At 66.3% G+C, this 12,019-nt stretch carries 12 protein-coding genes and 1 tRNA gene; 10 read left to right on the top strand and 3 right to left on the bottom strand.

What is annotated here, in order from left to right; translation table 11 throughout:
* Positions 1–59: 59 nt before the first annotated feature.
* Positions 60–938 carry an acetyl-CoA carboxylase, carboxyltransferase subunit beta gene (gene accD / locus HGB51_RS04930; RefSeq protein WP_070207217.1) on the top strand — a complete coding sequence of 293 codons (879 nt, stop codon included), beginning with the start codon at positions 60–62 and terminating at the stop codon, positions 936–938.
* The gene (gene glmM, locus HGB51_RS04925) at positions 938–2,305 is read left to right on the top strand and encodes a phosphoglucosamine mutase (RefSeq protein ID WP_070207218.1); all 1,368 of its coding nucleotides are present in this window, start codon (positions 938–940) and stop codon (positions 2,303–2,305) included. The genes accD and glmM overlap by 1 nt, the downstream gene beginning before the upstream one ends.
* A 55-nt stretch (positions 2,306–2,360) precedes the next feature.
* Here glmM and HGB51_RS04920 read toward each other — a convergent pair whose 3' ends face one another.
* Genes HGB51_RS04920 through HGB51_RS04910 form a run of 3 tightly spaced genes read right to left on the bottom strand, consistent with a single transcriptional unit; the run spans position 2,361 to position 6,255 of the window.
* A complete protein-coding gene (locus HGB51_RS04920) occupies positions 2,361–3,215 on the bottom strand; it encodes a polysaccharide deacetylase family protein (RefSeq protein ID WP_070207219.1) in 855 nt (284 codons plus the stop codon).
* Positions 3,202–4,353 carry a glycosyltransferase family 4 protein gene (locus HGB51_RS04915; RefSeq protein ID WP_070207220.1) on the bottom strand — a complete coding sequence of 384 codons (1,152 nt, stop codon included), beginning with the start codon at positions 4,351–4,353 and terminating at the stop codon, positions 3,202–3,204. Before HGB51_RS04915 ends, HGB51_RS04920 begins: the two co-directional genes overlap by 14 nt.
* A 33-nt stretch (positions 4,354–4,386) precedes the next feature.
* On the bottom strand, positions 4,387–6,255 hold the full coding sequence (locus tag HGB51_RS04910; RefSeq protein ID WP_070207221.1) for a DUF3413 domain-containing protein: 1,869 nt from the start codon (positions 6,253–6,255) through the stop codon (positions 4,387–4,389).
* A 203-nt stretch (positions 6,256–6,458) separates the two neighbouring features.
* On the opposite strand from HGB51_RS04910, the gene HGB51_RS04905 reads away from it, so the two are divergent.
* The 8 genes from HGB51_RS04905 to HGB51_RS04870 all read left to right on the top strand — a co-directional run bounded on the left by HGB51_RS04905 (position 6,459) and on the right by HGB51_RS04870 (position 12,007).
* Positions 6,459–7,394: an isopenicillin N synthase family dioxygenase gene (locus HGB51_RS04905; protein ID WP_070207222.1), complete on the top strand. Its 936-nt coding sequence runs from the start codon at positions 6,459–6,461 to the stop codon at positions 7,392–7,394.
* Between the two features lie 125 nt (positions 7,395–7,519).
* Complete coding sequence (gene tpiA / locus HGB51_RS04900; protein WP_070207223.1) at positions 7,520–8,275, top strand: triose-phosphate isomerase; 756 nt, start codon at positions 7,520–7,522, stop codon at positions 8,273–8,275.
* Positions 8,276–8,307: 32 nt separating this feature from the next.
* A complete protein-coding gene (gene secG, locus HGB51_RS04895) occupies positions 8,308–8,751 on the top strand; it encodes a preprotein translocase subunit SecG (RefSeq protein ID WP_070207238.1) in 444 nt (147 codons plus the stop codon).
* A 71-nt stretch (positions 8,752–8,822) separates the two neighbouring features.
* Positions 8,823–8,907, top strand: a tRNA-Leu gene (locus HGB51_RS04890).
* 112 nt (positions 8,908–9,019) lie between these two features.
* Positions 9,020–9,376 (top strand): NADH-quinone oxidoreductase subunit A, encoded by a 357-nt coding sequence (locus HGB51_RS04885; RefSeq protein WP_026069699.1) that lies wholly within the window; start codon positions 9,020–9,022, stop codon positions 9,374–9,376.
* Entirely contained in the window at positions 9,367–9,921 is a 555-nt protein-coding gene (locus HGB51_RS04880; RefSeq protein WP_017354657.1) for a NuoB/complex I 20 kDa subunit family protein, read from the top strand. The genes HGB51_RS04885 and HGB51_RS04880 overlap by 10 nt, the downstream gene beginning before the upstream one ends.
* A 32-nt stretch (positions 9,922–9,953) precedes the next feature.
* Entirely contained in the window at positions 9,954–10,703 is a 750-nt protein-coding gene (locus tag HGB51_RS04875; protein ID WP_070207224.1) for an NADH-quinone oxidoreductase subunit C, read from the top strand.
* Positions 10,700–12,007 (top strand): NADH-quinone oxidoreductase subunit D, encoded by a 1,308-nt coding sequence (locus HGB51_RS04870; protein WP_070207225.1) that lies wholly within the window; start codon positions 10,700–10,702, stop codon positions 12,005–12,007. The genes HGB51_RS04875 and HGB51_RS04870 overlap by 4 nt, the downstream gene beginning before the upstream one ends.
* Positions 12,008–12,019 lie beyond the last annotated feature (12 nt).

The raw sequence follows: 12,019 nt of genomic DNA, 5'->3' as shown, positions 1-12,019 counted from the left end.
GAGCTAGACTGTCCGCCTTTGCGGCTTTCGGGCCGCCCTGAACGGAAGTGTCATCCCGCATGAGTTGGCTCAGCAAGTTGATGCCGTCGGGCATCCGCACCGACAACGTCCCCAGCAAGAAGCGCAGCGTCCCCGAGGGCCTGTGGGAAAAGTGCAGCAGCTGCGGCAGCGCGCTTTACGGTCCTGAGCTGGAAGAAAACCTGGAAGTCTGCCCGAAGTGCGGCCACCACATGGCGATCCGCGCGCGCGCACGCCTGGCCTCGCTGTTCGACGCCGACAGCACCACCGAGATCGCTGCGCGCCTGGGACCGACCGACCTGCTCAAGTTCAAGGACCAGAAGAAGTACAGCGAACGCATCAAGGCCTCGCAGAAGAACACCGGCGAGTACGACGCGCTGATCGCCATGCAGGGCCTGCTCAAGGGCCGGCCGCTGGTGGCCTCGGCCTTCGATTTCGCCTTCATGGGCGGTTCGATGGGCTCGGTGGTCGGTGAGCGCTTCTCGCTGGCAGCCGAAAAGGCGCTGGAAATCGGTGCCCCCTACGTGTGCTTCTCCGCCAGCGGCGGCGCGCGCATGCAGGAAGGCCTGTTCTCGCTGATGCAGATGGCCAAGACCTCGGCCGCGCTGGGTCGCCTGCGCGACGCCGGCCTGCCGTACATCTCGGTGCTGACCCACCCGACCACCGGTGGCGTTTCCGCGTCGTTCGCGATGCTGGGCGACATCAACATCGCCGAACCGCAGGCGCTGATCGGCTTCGCCGGCCCGCGCGTGATCGAACAGACCGTGCGCGAGAAGCTGCCGGAAGGCTTCCAGCGTTCCGAATTCCTGCTCGAGCACGGCGCCATCGACCAGATCTGCGACCGCCGTGAAATGCGCGACCGCCTGGCCGAACTGCTGGCCATGCTGGGCCGCCAGTCCGCGCCGGACGCCGCCGCCTGATGGCCGCGCGTAAGTACTTTGGCACCGACGGCATCCGCGGTCGGGTCGGGCAGGGCGTCATCTCCGCCGATTTCGTGCTGCGCCTGGGCAATGCGCTGGGCCGGGTGCTGACCGAGCGCAGCACGCATGCGCCCGGCGTGCGTCCGGTGGTGGTGATCGGCAAGGACACCCGGATTTCGGGTTACATGTTCGAAGCCGCGCTGGAAGCCGGGTTGGTTGCCGCGGGTGCCGACGTGCAGCTGCTGGGCCCGATGCCGACCCCGGCGGTCGCGTTCCTGACCCGCACCCTGGGTGCCGACGCCGGCATCGTGATCAGCGCCTCGCATAACCCGCACTACGACAACGGCATCAAGTTCTTCTCGGCCGACGGCGAGAAGCTCGACGACGATACCGAGCTGGCGCTGGAAGCGGCGCTGGACACCGAGTTCACCACGGTCGATTCGGACCGGCTGGGCAAGGCGGCGCGCGCACGCGACGCGGTCGGCCGTTACATCGAGTTCTGCAAGGCCAGCGTGCCGCGTGGGTTCGACCTGCGTGGCCTGAAGATCGTGCTGGACTGCGCGCATGGCGCCACGTATCACATCGCGCCGCTGCTGTTCCGCGAGCTGGGTGCGGAGGTCGTGGCCATCGGCGCCGAGCCCAATGGCGTGAACATCAATGATGGCGTCGGCTCGATGCACATCGACAACCTCGCCGCGAAGGTGCGCGAGGTCGGTGCGGACCTGGGCATCGCCTTCGACGGCGACGGCGACCGCGTGCTGATGGCCGACGACCAGGGCAACCCGGTCGACGGCGATGATCTGCTGTACGTGCTGGCGGCGGCGTGGCAGAAGTCGGGCCGCCTGCGTGGTCCGGTGGTGGGCACGCTGATGACCAACTTCGGGCTGGAGCAGGCGCTGGAGCGCCTCGGCCTGCCGTTCGTGCGCAGCAATGTGGGCGACCGCTACGTTCACCAGGCGCTGGTGGAAGGCGGCGGTGTGCTCGGTGGGGAGGCCTCGGGCCACCTGCTGTGCCTGGACCGTGCGACCACCGGCGATGCGATCGTCAGCGCGCTGCAGGTGCTGGAAGTGCTGCGTCGTGGCGGTATCTCGCTGCGTGCGGCGCTGTCGGACGTGACCAAGGTGCCGCAGAAGACCGTCAACGTGCGCCTGGCCGGTGTATCGGCCAAGGCCATCGTGCAGTCCGAAGGCGTGCAGTCGGCGCTGTCGGCCGCACAGCAGGCGGTCAAGGGTCGCGGCCGCGCGTTCCTGCGCCCGTCCGGCACCGAGCCGGTGGTGCGGGTCACGGTGGAGGCCGATACCGCCGAGCTGATGCAGGGCACGCTGGACAGTCTGTCCGATGCGGTGAAGGCAGCGGCTGCCGCGTGATACGTAGCCGCCGCTGATATGAAAAACCCGGCCAAGGCCGGGTTTTTTGTGTGCGTTACGGTCCCGGCGCCATCTTCTTCTGCCTGGCCTTGAACCGGTTGAACACCGGCGCGATCAACGGGTGGTAACTCCACGCGATGCGCTTGCGCAGCCAGCTCGCGGGCCGGTTGCGGATGGCAAACCGATAGATGTGTTCCGGATCGCCACCCACCACGTTGCGCCCGAACGGGTGCGTGGTGTGCAGGTAACGGAAGCCCTGCGCCCGTGCGATCGGCAGGTAATCCTCGTCGAAATCGCCGTACGGCCAGCACAGGGTATCGGACACTTCGCCCAGCTGTTCCTGCAGCACCGCGCGCGCCATTTCCAGGTCGCGGGTGATGCCGTCGCGCTTCTGCGCACGGCTGATGTCCTGCTTCATCCAGCGCGTGTGGGTATGGGTGTGGCAATGCACCTCGAACGTGCCGGCCTCGATCATCGCGCGCGCTTCGCTCCAGCGCATCATCACGTCGTCATGGCGGTTCTCGCGCAGGATCGCGTCTTCGCAGCCGCGGTGGTCCGGCGTCGCCGGCAGCGTCGCGCCGGGCTGGCCGGCGTGGGGACGCACCGGGCCTTCACCCATCCAGCCGGTGACCACGAACACCACCGCATGCATGCCGTACTTCTGCAGGATCGGGTGCGCATACACCCAGTTGTCCAGGTAGCCGTCGTCGAAGGTGATGACGATGGATTTGCGCGGCACCGGCCTGCCGGCCAGGAAGTCGGCGTACTGGGCCAGCGTCAGCGAGGTCCAGCCGTTGGCGGCCAGCCACGCGATCTGGCTCTCGAAGTTTTCCGGCGACACCGTGATCATGCCCGGCGAGGGCGAAACATGGTGGTGCATCAGCACAGGTACGGTTCTAGCGTTTGCCATGGCCCAGTTCCTTCAACCACTGGTGGTAATAGTACTCGGTGGCCTCGGTATGGCCGGTGGGGGTGAAGCGATGCGCGCTGCGCATCCAGTCCCAGCCGGCCTGGCCCATCTGCCGGCGGCGTTCGGGCTGCTCCACCAGGGTCTGCAATGCTGCAGTCAACGCGGCCTGGTCGCCGAGCGGAGCGAGCAGGGCATTGCTGCCTTCCACCAGCATTTCCGGCACGCCGCCCACGCGCGTGGCGACGATCGGCACACCCACGTAGGCGGCCTCCAGGAACACCGTCCCAGCCGCTTCCTTGTGGCTGGCCAGGGCGAAGATGTCGAAGGCGGTCATCAGCCGGCAGGCACCCAGCCGGTAGCCGAGCAGGTGCACCTGCTCGGCAATGCCCAGCTCGGCGCGCAGCGCGGTCAGCCGTTCCATCATCGGCGCGCCGTCGCCCACGATGACCAGTTGCAGGTTCGGGTGCTGGCGGCACAGCGGCGCGATCGCGCGCAGCAGGTCGGCATGGCCCTTGGCCTCGCCCAGCACCGCCACGCAGCCGACCACGACCTGGTCGTCGCGGAAACCCAGTTCGCGGCGGACCTCGGCGCGGGTGTCCTGCAGGCACTGCCAGGCGTCGTGGCTGGTGGCCTGCGACCACTGTGGCGGGACCGCGATCGGCGGCACGATGCCGATCCGCTCGTCGGCGATGCCGCGATGGACCAGCAACTGCTTGACGAAGCTGCTGACGGTCAGCACCCGGTGCGGCAACCCCGTGTAGGTGAGCAGCGAATTGACCGGGCTCATCAGGTGGCGCGATCGGACCACCAGCGGTGCACCGCCCAGGCGTGCGCCGGCGGCGGCGATCAGGGCATCTCGGCGGCTGGTGGTATTGACCACGTCATAGGTGTGCCGCCGCACCAGCCGCGACACCGACCAGATGCCGCGCAGCATCCGCAGCAGGCCGCCCATTTTCAGCGCATGCACGGTGAAGCCGGCCTCGCGGGCCATTTCGCCCAGGCGCGCGCCGGGCTGGCACAGCAGCGACACGTCGTGGCCGCGATCGCGCATGGCCAGCATGTGGCGATAGATGTAGATCTCCTGCCCGCCAAATCCCTTGGCGGCTTCCGTGTGCAGGATCTTGAGTGGCTTGTTCATCGTGAACGTTCCATGGGTTCCAGACAGTCAACGTCATTGCTTGCGGAATTGGGTCAGCGCCTTCCAGGCACTGCGCACGGCGGCTGGATCCGGTGCCTGGTCCGGCATCGGCAGGTAGTTCGCATCCAGGGTGGTGGCATTGCCGAACTTGTCGAATACGTAGGTGCGCCCGCCCTCGCGGATGCCGCGCTGCGACCAGCTTTCCACCAGTAGCGGACGTTCGCTGCGCGCGCTGTCGAACAGGTCCTGGCCGGTACTGAAATCGGCCAGCGGGTTCTCGCAGCCCAGGCTGTGGCGCATCAGCGTCGGCACCCAGTCCTCGTGGCTGCTGGCGGCGCGGTGCGCGGCGGGCGCCCGGCCCGGCCAGTGCAGCACGAACGGGACCTGCATCTGATAATCGGAGAAGTTGCCGTTATGGCCCCAGTAGTTCAGGCCCAGGTCGTTGAACTCTTCGGCGTGGTCGCCGGTGACCAGCACGATGGTGTTGTCGGCCTGGCCGCTCTCGCGCAGGATTGCCAGCAGCTGGCCCAGCAGCGCATCTGTGTAGTGCACGGCGGTGCGGTAGCGGTTTCTCTCCGGCGTGGCGTCGTGGTCTTCGTCGAAGGCAAGGAAGTTCACGGTGCTGGCCATCGGCGTGGCCAGCGCCGGGTAGCCCTGCGGCAGGTGGTACGGCGCGTGCGTGCTGTCCAGGAAGGCCATGCCGAACCACGGTCGCCCGTCACGACGCTGCTGGATGTCCTTGCCCAGTGCAGAGACGACATGCGCGTCGCGCTCGGCCACCGGCAGTGCCGAGGGCGCGGTGTGCAGTTGGTCGCGCACCTGCGCGAACACGGTGCGGTCGAATTCCGGGCTGTACAGCGGCGCGCTGCCGTACAGGTGCAGGTCGTAGCCCTGCTGCTGCAGCACGTCGAACAGCAGCGAGCCGCGCTGCTCGCTGAGCATGCTCTCCCAGTAGCCGCCGGGCAGACCGTACAGCAACCCGAACAGGCCGTAGCGGGTGGCGTTGCCACTGCTGTAATGGCGCTCGAACACCTCCGACTGCGCCGCCAGCGCCGACGCGTTGGGCATGGTGGTCGGATCCAGTGCGTCATGCCGCAGCGACTCCAGCACCACCACCAGCACATTGGGGCGGGTGTGGCTCTGGCAGCGCAGCGGGGCCAGCGGATAGTCCAGCTGGCTGTGGCGCGGGTCGGGCAGGTTGGCCTGGGGCAGGCTGCGTACGCCAAGCCGGTGCATCTGGCGCTTGGCCGTGATCGGCTGCGCCCAGGGCAGATAGGCCCATTGCCCGGTGACCGCGCGTTCGCCCAGCGCGTCGTAATAAGCCGTTGCCACCTGGCCGGTGGCCATCAGTGCCAGGCCTGCCGCCCACGCGAGCAGCACCGGGCGGCGCCGCGCCGTTCCGGGCAGCAGTTTCCAGCAGGCCCAGGCCAGCAGCACTTCGGCCGCCGCCACCGCAGCAAGTACGCCCAGCGATTGCAGCCAGCTTTGCCAGGACAGCGCCACCTGGTCCTGCAGCGCGCCGCCGAACACCATGTTCATCACCATCGCATTGAGATGGAAGCGGTACAGGGCGAACACCTTGGCATCCACCAGCAGCAGGCACAGCCACAGGCCCTGGAGGACCACCGCGCTGACCACCAGCGGCCGCGGCGAGCGCGGCCACAGGCCCAGCGCAAGCGGCAGCAGCGACACCAGCGTGCCGAAGGCGAGGAAGTGGCCGGGCAGGGCAAGCGCCAGGTAGCCCAGTCCCAGTGCGCCGCCCGGGTTGTCGTCCAGCGGGGTATTGCCCAGTGCGATGACGATGGCCACGCAGGAATTGATGGCGGTGAACAGGGTCAGCCACGCCAGGCGCGTCCAGCGCGACGGTGCGGGCAGAAGGGCAGGGGAACGCGATACGTCCATGCAGGATCAGGCACGAAGAAGAGTGGGTCGGAAGACGTGGCGGCGGCGGCGTCCTTGGCCTCCCTGCGGCGTCGAGGCCGCGGGCCGGCGCATTGTATCGGTTTGTATCAATGTATCGTCAGTGCATATCCTCTGATCTGGCACAATGTTCAGCCGGGCCACAGCCGTGGCCTACCTCCACCCCGAACCAGCCAGGAACCGCAGTGAGCCAGATCCCCACCCTCGACATCACCCGTTTCGACAGTGACCGCGACGCGTTCGTCGCCGAGCTTGGGGCGGCCTACCGTGAATGGGGTTTTGCGGGCATCCGCAACCACGGCATCCCGCAGGCGGACATCGACGGTGCGTACGAGGTCTTCAAGGCTTTCTTCGCGCTGCCCGAAGCCACCAAGCTGCAGTACCACCTGCCGGGCACCGGCGGCGCGCGCGGCTACACCCCGTTCGGCGTGGAAACCGCGAAGGGCTCCAAGCACTTCGACCTGAAGGAGTTCTGGCACATTGGCCGCGAGATCCCGGACGACTCCAAGTACCGTGACGTGATGGCGCCGAACCTGTGGCCGACCGAAGTACCGGGCTTCCGCGAGAAGGGCTACGGTCTGTTCCAGGCGCTGGACCAGCTGGGCTCGCGTGTGCTCTCGGCGCTGGCGCTGCACATCGGCCTGCCGATCGACTTCTTCGCCGACAAGACCAACAACGGCAACTCGATCCTGCGCCCGATCCACTACCCGCCGATCACCGCCGACGACATTCCCAACGTCCGCGCCGGCGCGCATGGCGACATCAACTTCATCACGCTGCTGGTCGGTGCCAGCGCCGCCGGCCTGGAAGTGCAGTCGCACGAGGGCAAGTGGGTGCCATTCACCTCGGACGCGGACACCATCGTGGTGAACATCGGCGACATGTTGCAGCGCCTGACCAACCACGTGTACCCGTCCACCATCCACCGCGTGGTCAATCCCCCGGGCGAGCAGGCGCGCCAGCCGCGCTACTCGGTGCCGTTCTTCCTGCACCCGAACCCGGACTTCCTGATCGACGTGCTGCCGACCTGCATCACCCCGGACAACCCCAGCCGCTACCCGGAGCCGATCACCGCCCACGGCTTCCTGGAAGAACGCCTGCGCGAGATCAAGCTCAAATAACCGACTCCAAAGGCCGCCTCCGGGCGGCCTTTTTCATTATCCATTTGAAATGTAAGCGTTTTCCTGAAACGCAGATTCGTTACATCCGGTATCATCACCGGCTGATACCCAAATGGAGCCCGCCCATGCGCCGCAAGATCGTCGCCGGTAACTGGAAGCTGCACGGCAGCCGCCAATTCGCCACCGACCTGGTCAGCGACATCGTCGCCGACCTGCCCAAGGAGGGCGTGGACGTGGTGATCCTGCCGCCGCTGCCGTACCTGGGCGAGCTGGTGGAGGCCTTCGAGGGTCGCGCTGTCGCTTTCGGCTCGCAGGACGTCAGCTCCAATGAAAAGGGCGCCTACACCGGTGAGGTGTGCGCGGCCATGCTGGCCGACGTCGGCGCCCGCTACGGCCTGGTCGGCCATTCCGAGCGCCGCCAGTACCACAACGAGACCAGTGAGCTGGTCGCGCGCAAGTTCGCTGCCGCCGTGCATGCCGGGCTGGTCCCGGTGCTGTGCGTGGGCGAAACCCTGGAGCAGCGTGAAGCCGGCCAGACCGAGCAGGTCATCGCCAGCCAGCTGACCCCGGTGCTCGACCTGGTCGGGCCAGAGGGCTTCCAGCACGCCGTGGTCGCCTACGAACCGGTCTGGGCGATCGGCACCGGTCGCACCGCCAGCAAGGAGCAGGCCCAGCAGGTCCATGCGTTCATCCGTGGCGAAGTGGCCAAGCGGGATGCTAGAATCGCCGATTCGTTGCCGATCCTGTACGGCGGCAGCGTGAAGCCCGACAACGCGGGGGAGCTGTTCGCACAGCCCGATGTCGATGGTGGGCTGGTAGGCGGCGCCTCGTTGGTGGCCGCGGATTTCCTGGCCATCGCCCATGCGGCGGCCGGGCACTAACAAGACAAGAATTGTCCGAGGACGGATTCGAAATGCTGATGTTGATCCTCAATGTGGTCTACGTGCTGGTGGCAGTGGCCATGATCGCGCTCATCCTGATGCAGCGTGGTTCCGGTGCGGCCGCAGGGTCGGGGTTCGGCGCCGGTGCCTCGGGCACGGTGTTCGGCGCGCGCGGCGCGTCCAACTTCCTGTCCAAGTCGACCAAGTGGCTGGCCGTGGTGTTCTTCGGCATCAGCCTCTTCATGGCCTGGTACGCCAGCCATGGCGCCCGCCCGGCGGTCCAGCAGGACCTCGGCGTGATGTCGGCCCCGGTCGCGCCTGCCGCGCCGGCGGTCCCTGCCGGTGAGCTGCCGGCCGTGCCGAAGGCCCCGGAAGCCGCTGCGCCGCAGCCGGTTCCGCAGGCTACTGTGCCGGCTCAGGCGGAAACGCCGAAATCGGGTGAAGAAAAGCCTTCGGAAGGCTCCCAGACTCCCTGAAGACGGTTACAATATGCGGCGCGTTGGGGGAGTCCGCCAGGAATCACGCCCAGCGCGATACGTAATGCAATGCCCAGGTGGCGGAATTGGTAGACGCACTACCTTGAGGTGGTAGCGACTTAGGTCGTAGGGGTTCGAGTCCCCTCTTGGGCACCATTTTGTTTGTAAGCGGGTTCGTCTGGCGCGCAAAGCGCCAGCAACGTTTTCCGTCCACTCCCCCATGCCAAGACGCCTGCAGGCGTGGCGGCAGAGGCAAGAGAGAATCGCTGTGCTGGCCGAATATTTGCCGTCTCTGCTGTTTCTGATTGTTGCCACCGGTATCGGCGTTGCGCTGATGCTGGTCGGTCGGTTCCTCGGTCCCCGGCGTCCAGATCTGAAAAAGCTCTCGCCGTACGAATGCGGCTTCGAGGCTTTCGAGGACGCGCGCATGAAGTTCGATGTGCGCTACTACCTGATCGCCATCCAGTTCATCGTATTTGACTTGGAAATCATCTTCATCGTGCCGTGGACCCAGGTCTTCATGGAGCTGGGCGCACGTTCGCTGGTCACGATGGGCCTGTTCGTGGGCATGCTTTTCCTCGGTTTCATTTACGTCTGGAAGAAGGGAGCGCTGGAATGGGAGTAATTCAGACTCTCGATGGCCTGATGAACAACCCGGTCCCGGAAGGGCGGGTCGACGACATCCTGCGCCCCGAAGGCGACAACCCGCTGCTCGAGAAGGGCTATGTGACCACCAGCGTCGACGCGCTGTTGAACTGGGCACGTACCGGCTCGATGTGGCCCATGACCTTCGGTCTGGCCTGCTGCGCGGTTGAAATGATGCATGCCGGCGCCGCGCGCCTGGACCTTGACCGCTACGGCGTGGTGTTCCGCCCGTCGCCGCGTCAGTCCGACGTGATGATCGTGGCCGGCACCCTGGTCAACAAGATGGCCCCGGCGCTGCGCAAGGTCTACGACCAGATGCCGGACCCGAAGTGGGTCATCTCCATGGGCAGCTGCGCCAACGGTGGCGGCTACTACCACTACTCCTATGCAGTGGTGCGTGGTTGCGACCGCGTGGTGCCGGTGGACGTGTACGTCCCCGGCTGTCCGCCTACCGCCGAAGCGTTGGTGTACGGGATCCTGCAGCTGCAGAAGAAGATCTGGCGTACGCAGACCATCGCCCGCTGACATTCCTCCTGACAAGAGCGCGCCAAGCCCCCATGGCAGAGCAAGCATCCTTCATCGACCGACTTTCCGCACGTTTCGCAGGTGCGCAGGTCTTCGTGGTCGAACCCCGCGGCGAAGTGACGCTGGAAGTGCCCGCTGCCGACTGGCATGCCACTGCTCTGGCGCTGCGCGACGAATTCGGTTTCGAGCAGTCCGTCGACCTGTGCGGCGTTGACTACCTCGGCTATGGCAGCGACGAGTGGGACACCGCCGACGTCTCTTCGCACGGTTTCAGCCGTGGCGTGGAAGGCAAGGGCGCCGGCCGTTTCGCGTGGGGCGAGTTCCCCACCCGCGAAACCCCGGAAGGCGCCCAGCCGCAGCCGGTTCCCCTGCAGCGTTATGCCGTGGTCGCGCAGCTGCGTTCCTACCAGCACAACCTCACCATGCGCATCCGCTGCTTCGCGCCGAACGAGGAGCTGCCGGTGGTCGCCTCGCTGACCAGCGTGTGGCCGGGCCTGAACTGGTTCGAGCGTGAAGCGTTCGACCTGTTCGGCGTGATCTTCGAAGGCCACCCGGACCTGCGCCGCATCCTGACCGACTACGGTTTCGTGGGGCATCCGTTCCGCAAGGACTTCCCGCTGATCGGCAATGTCGAAGTCCGCTACGACGAAGAAAAGAAGCGCGTCGTGTACGAACCGGTCACCTCGGTGGAGCCGCGTGTCGGCGTGCCGCGCGTGAACCGTGACGACGCCCGTTTCCAGACCGCTGCCGGCGAAACCGCGCAGTCGGAGGCAAGCAAGTGAGTGAGTTCAAGCAAGCCCACCAGGCCTTTGCGAGCAACCCGGCCGAACTGCGCCAGGAAATCCGCAACTACACGATGAACTTCGGTCCCCAGCATCCGGCCGCGCACGGTGTGCTGCGCCTGATCCTGGAAATGGACGGCGAAACCATCATGCGTGCCGACCCGCACGTCGGGTTGCTGCACCGTGGCACCGAAAAGCTGGCCGAATCCAAGCCGTTCAACCAGTCCATCGGTTACATGGACCGCCTGGATTACGTGTCCATGATGTGCAACGAGCACGCCTACGTGCGCGCCATCGAAACCCTGATGGGGATCGAAGCGCCCGAGCGTGCCCAGTACATCCGCACCATGTTCGACGAAATCACCCGCATCCTGAACCACCTGATGTGGCTGGGTTCCAACGCGCTCGACCTGGGCGCGATGGCGGTGATGCTGTACGCCTTCCGCGAGCGCGAAGAGCTGATGGACTGCTACGAAGCGGTCAGCGGCGCGCGCATGCACGCGGCGTACTACCGTCCGGGCGGCGTGTACCGCGACCTGCCGGACCAGATGCCGAAGTACAAGGAATCGCGCTGGCACAAGGGCAAGGCCCTGAAGAACCTCAACGCCTCGCGCGAAGGTTCGCTGCTGGACTTCCTGGAGAACTTCACCAAGGAGTTCCCGTCGCGCGTCGACGAGTACGAAACCCTGCTCACCGACAACCGTATCTGGAAGCAGCGTACGGTCGGCATCGGCGTGGTCAGCCCGGAACTGGCGCATGCCTGGGGCATGACCGGCGTGATGCTGCGCGGCTCGGGCATTGCCTGGGACCTGCGCAAGAAGCAGCCGTACGCCAAGTACGACGCCGTCGATTTCGACATCCCGCTCGGCAAGGAAGGCGACTGCTACGACCGTTACCTGGTCCGCGTTGCCGAGATGCGCGAATCCAACCGCATCATCAAGCAGTGCGTGGACTGGCTGCGTGCCAACCCCGGCCCGGTCATGGTCAAGAACTTCAAGGTCGCGCCGCCCAGCCGCGAGGACATGAAGGACGACATGGAAGCGCTGATCCATCACTTCAAGCTGTTCAGTGAAGGCTACTGCGTCCCGGCCGGCGAAACCTATGCCGCGGTCGAAGCGCCCAAGGGCGAGTTCGGCTGCTACCTGATGTCCGATGGCGCCAACAAGCCGTTCCGCGTGCACCTGCGCGCGCCGGGCTTCGCCCATCTGTCCTCGATCGACTCGGTCGTGCGCGGGCACATGCTCGCCGACGTGGTGGCCATGATCGGCACCTACGACCTGGTGTTCGGTGAGGTGGACCGGTAATGGCAAGCGCAT

Source organism: Stenotrophomonas bentonitica (genome assembly GCF_013185915.1).
In the GTDB taxonomy this organism is placed as follows: domain Bacteria; phylum Pseudomonadota; class Gammaproteobacteria; order Xanthomonadales; family Xanthomonadaceae; genus Stenotrophomonas; species Stenotrophomonas bentonitica.
This window is presented reverse-complemented; position numbering and strand designations above follow the sequence as displayed.

Excerpts from the sequence above, each read along its gene's own strand:
- HGB51_RS04915 (WP_070207220.1), bottom strand. The coding sequence starts at position 4,353 with ATGAACAAGCCACTCAAGATCCTGCACACGGAAGCCGCCAAGGGATTT.
- glmM (WP_070207218.1), top strand. The coding sequence starts at position 938 with ATGGCCGCGCGTAAGTACTTTGGCACCGACGGCATCCGCGGTCGGGTC.
- secG (WP_070207238.1), top strand. The coding sequence starts at position 8,308 with ATGCTGATGTTGATCCTCAATGTGGTCTACGTGCTGGTGGCAGTGGCC.
- HGB51_RS04875 (WP_070207224.1), top strand. The coding sequence starts at position 9,954 with ATGGCAGAGCAAGCATCCTTCATCGACCGACTTTCCGCACGTTTCGCA.
- accD (WP_070207217.1), top strand. The coding sequence starts at position 60 with ATGAGTTGGCTCAGCAAGTTGATGCCGTCGGGCATCCGCACCGACAAC.
- tpiA (WP_070207223.1), top strand. The coding sequence starts at position 7,520 with ATGCGCCGCAAGATCGTCGCCGGTAACTGGAAGCTGCACGGCAGCCGC.
- HGB51_RS04920 (WP_070207219.1), bottom strand. The coding sequence starts at position 3,215 with ATGGCAAACGCTAGAACCGTACCTGTGCTGATGCACCACCATGTTTCG.
- HGB51_RS04880 (WP_017354657.1), top strand. The coding sequence starts at position 9,367 with ATGGGAGTAATTCAGACTCTCGATGGCCTGATGAACAACCCGGTCCCG.
- HGB51_RS04910 (WP_070207221.1), bottom strand. The coding sequence starts at position 6,255 with ATGGACGTATCGCGTTCCCCTGCCCTTCTGCCCGCACCGTCGCGCTGG.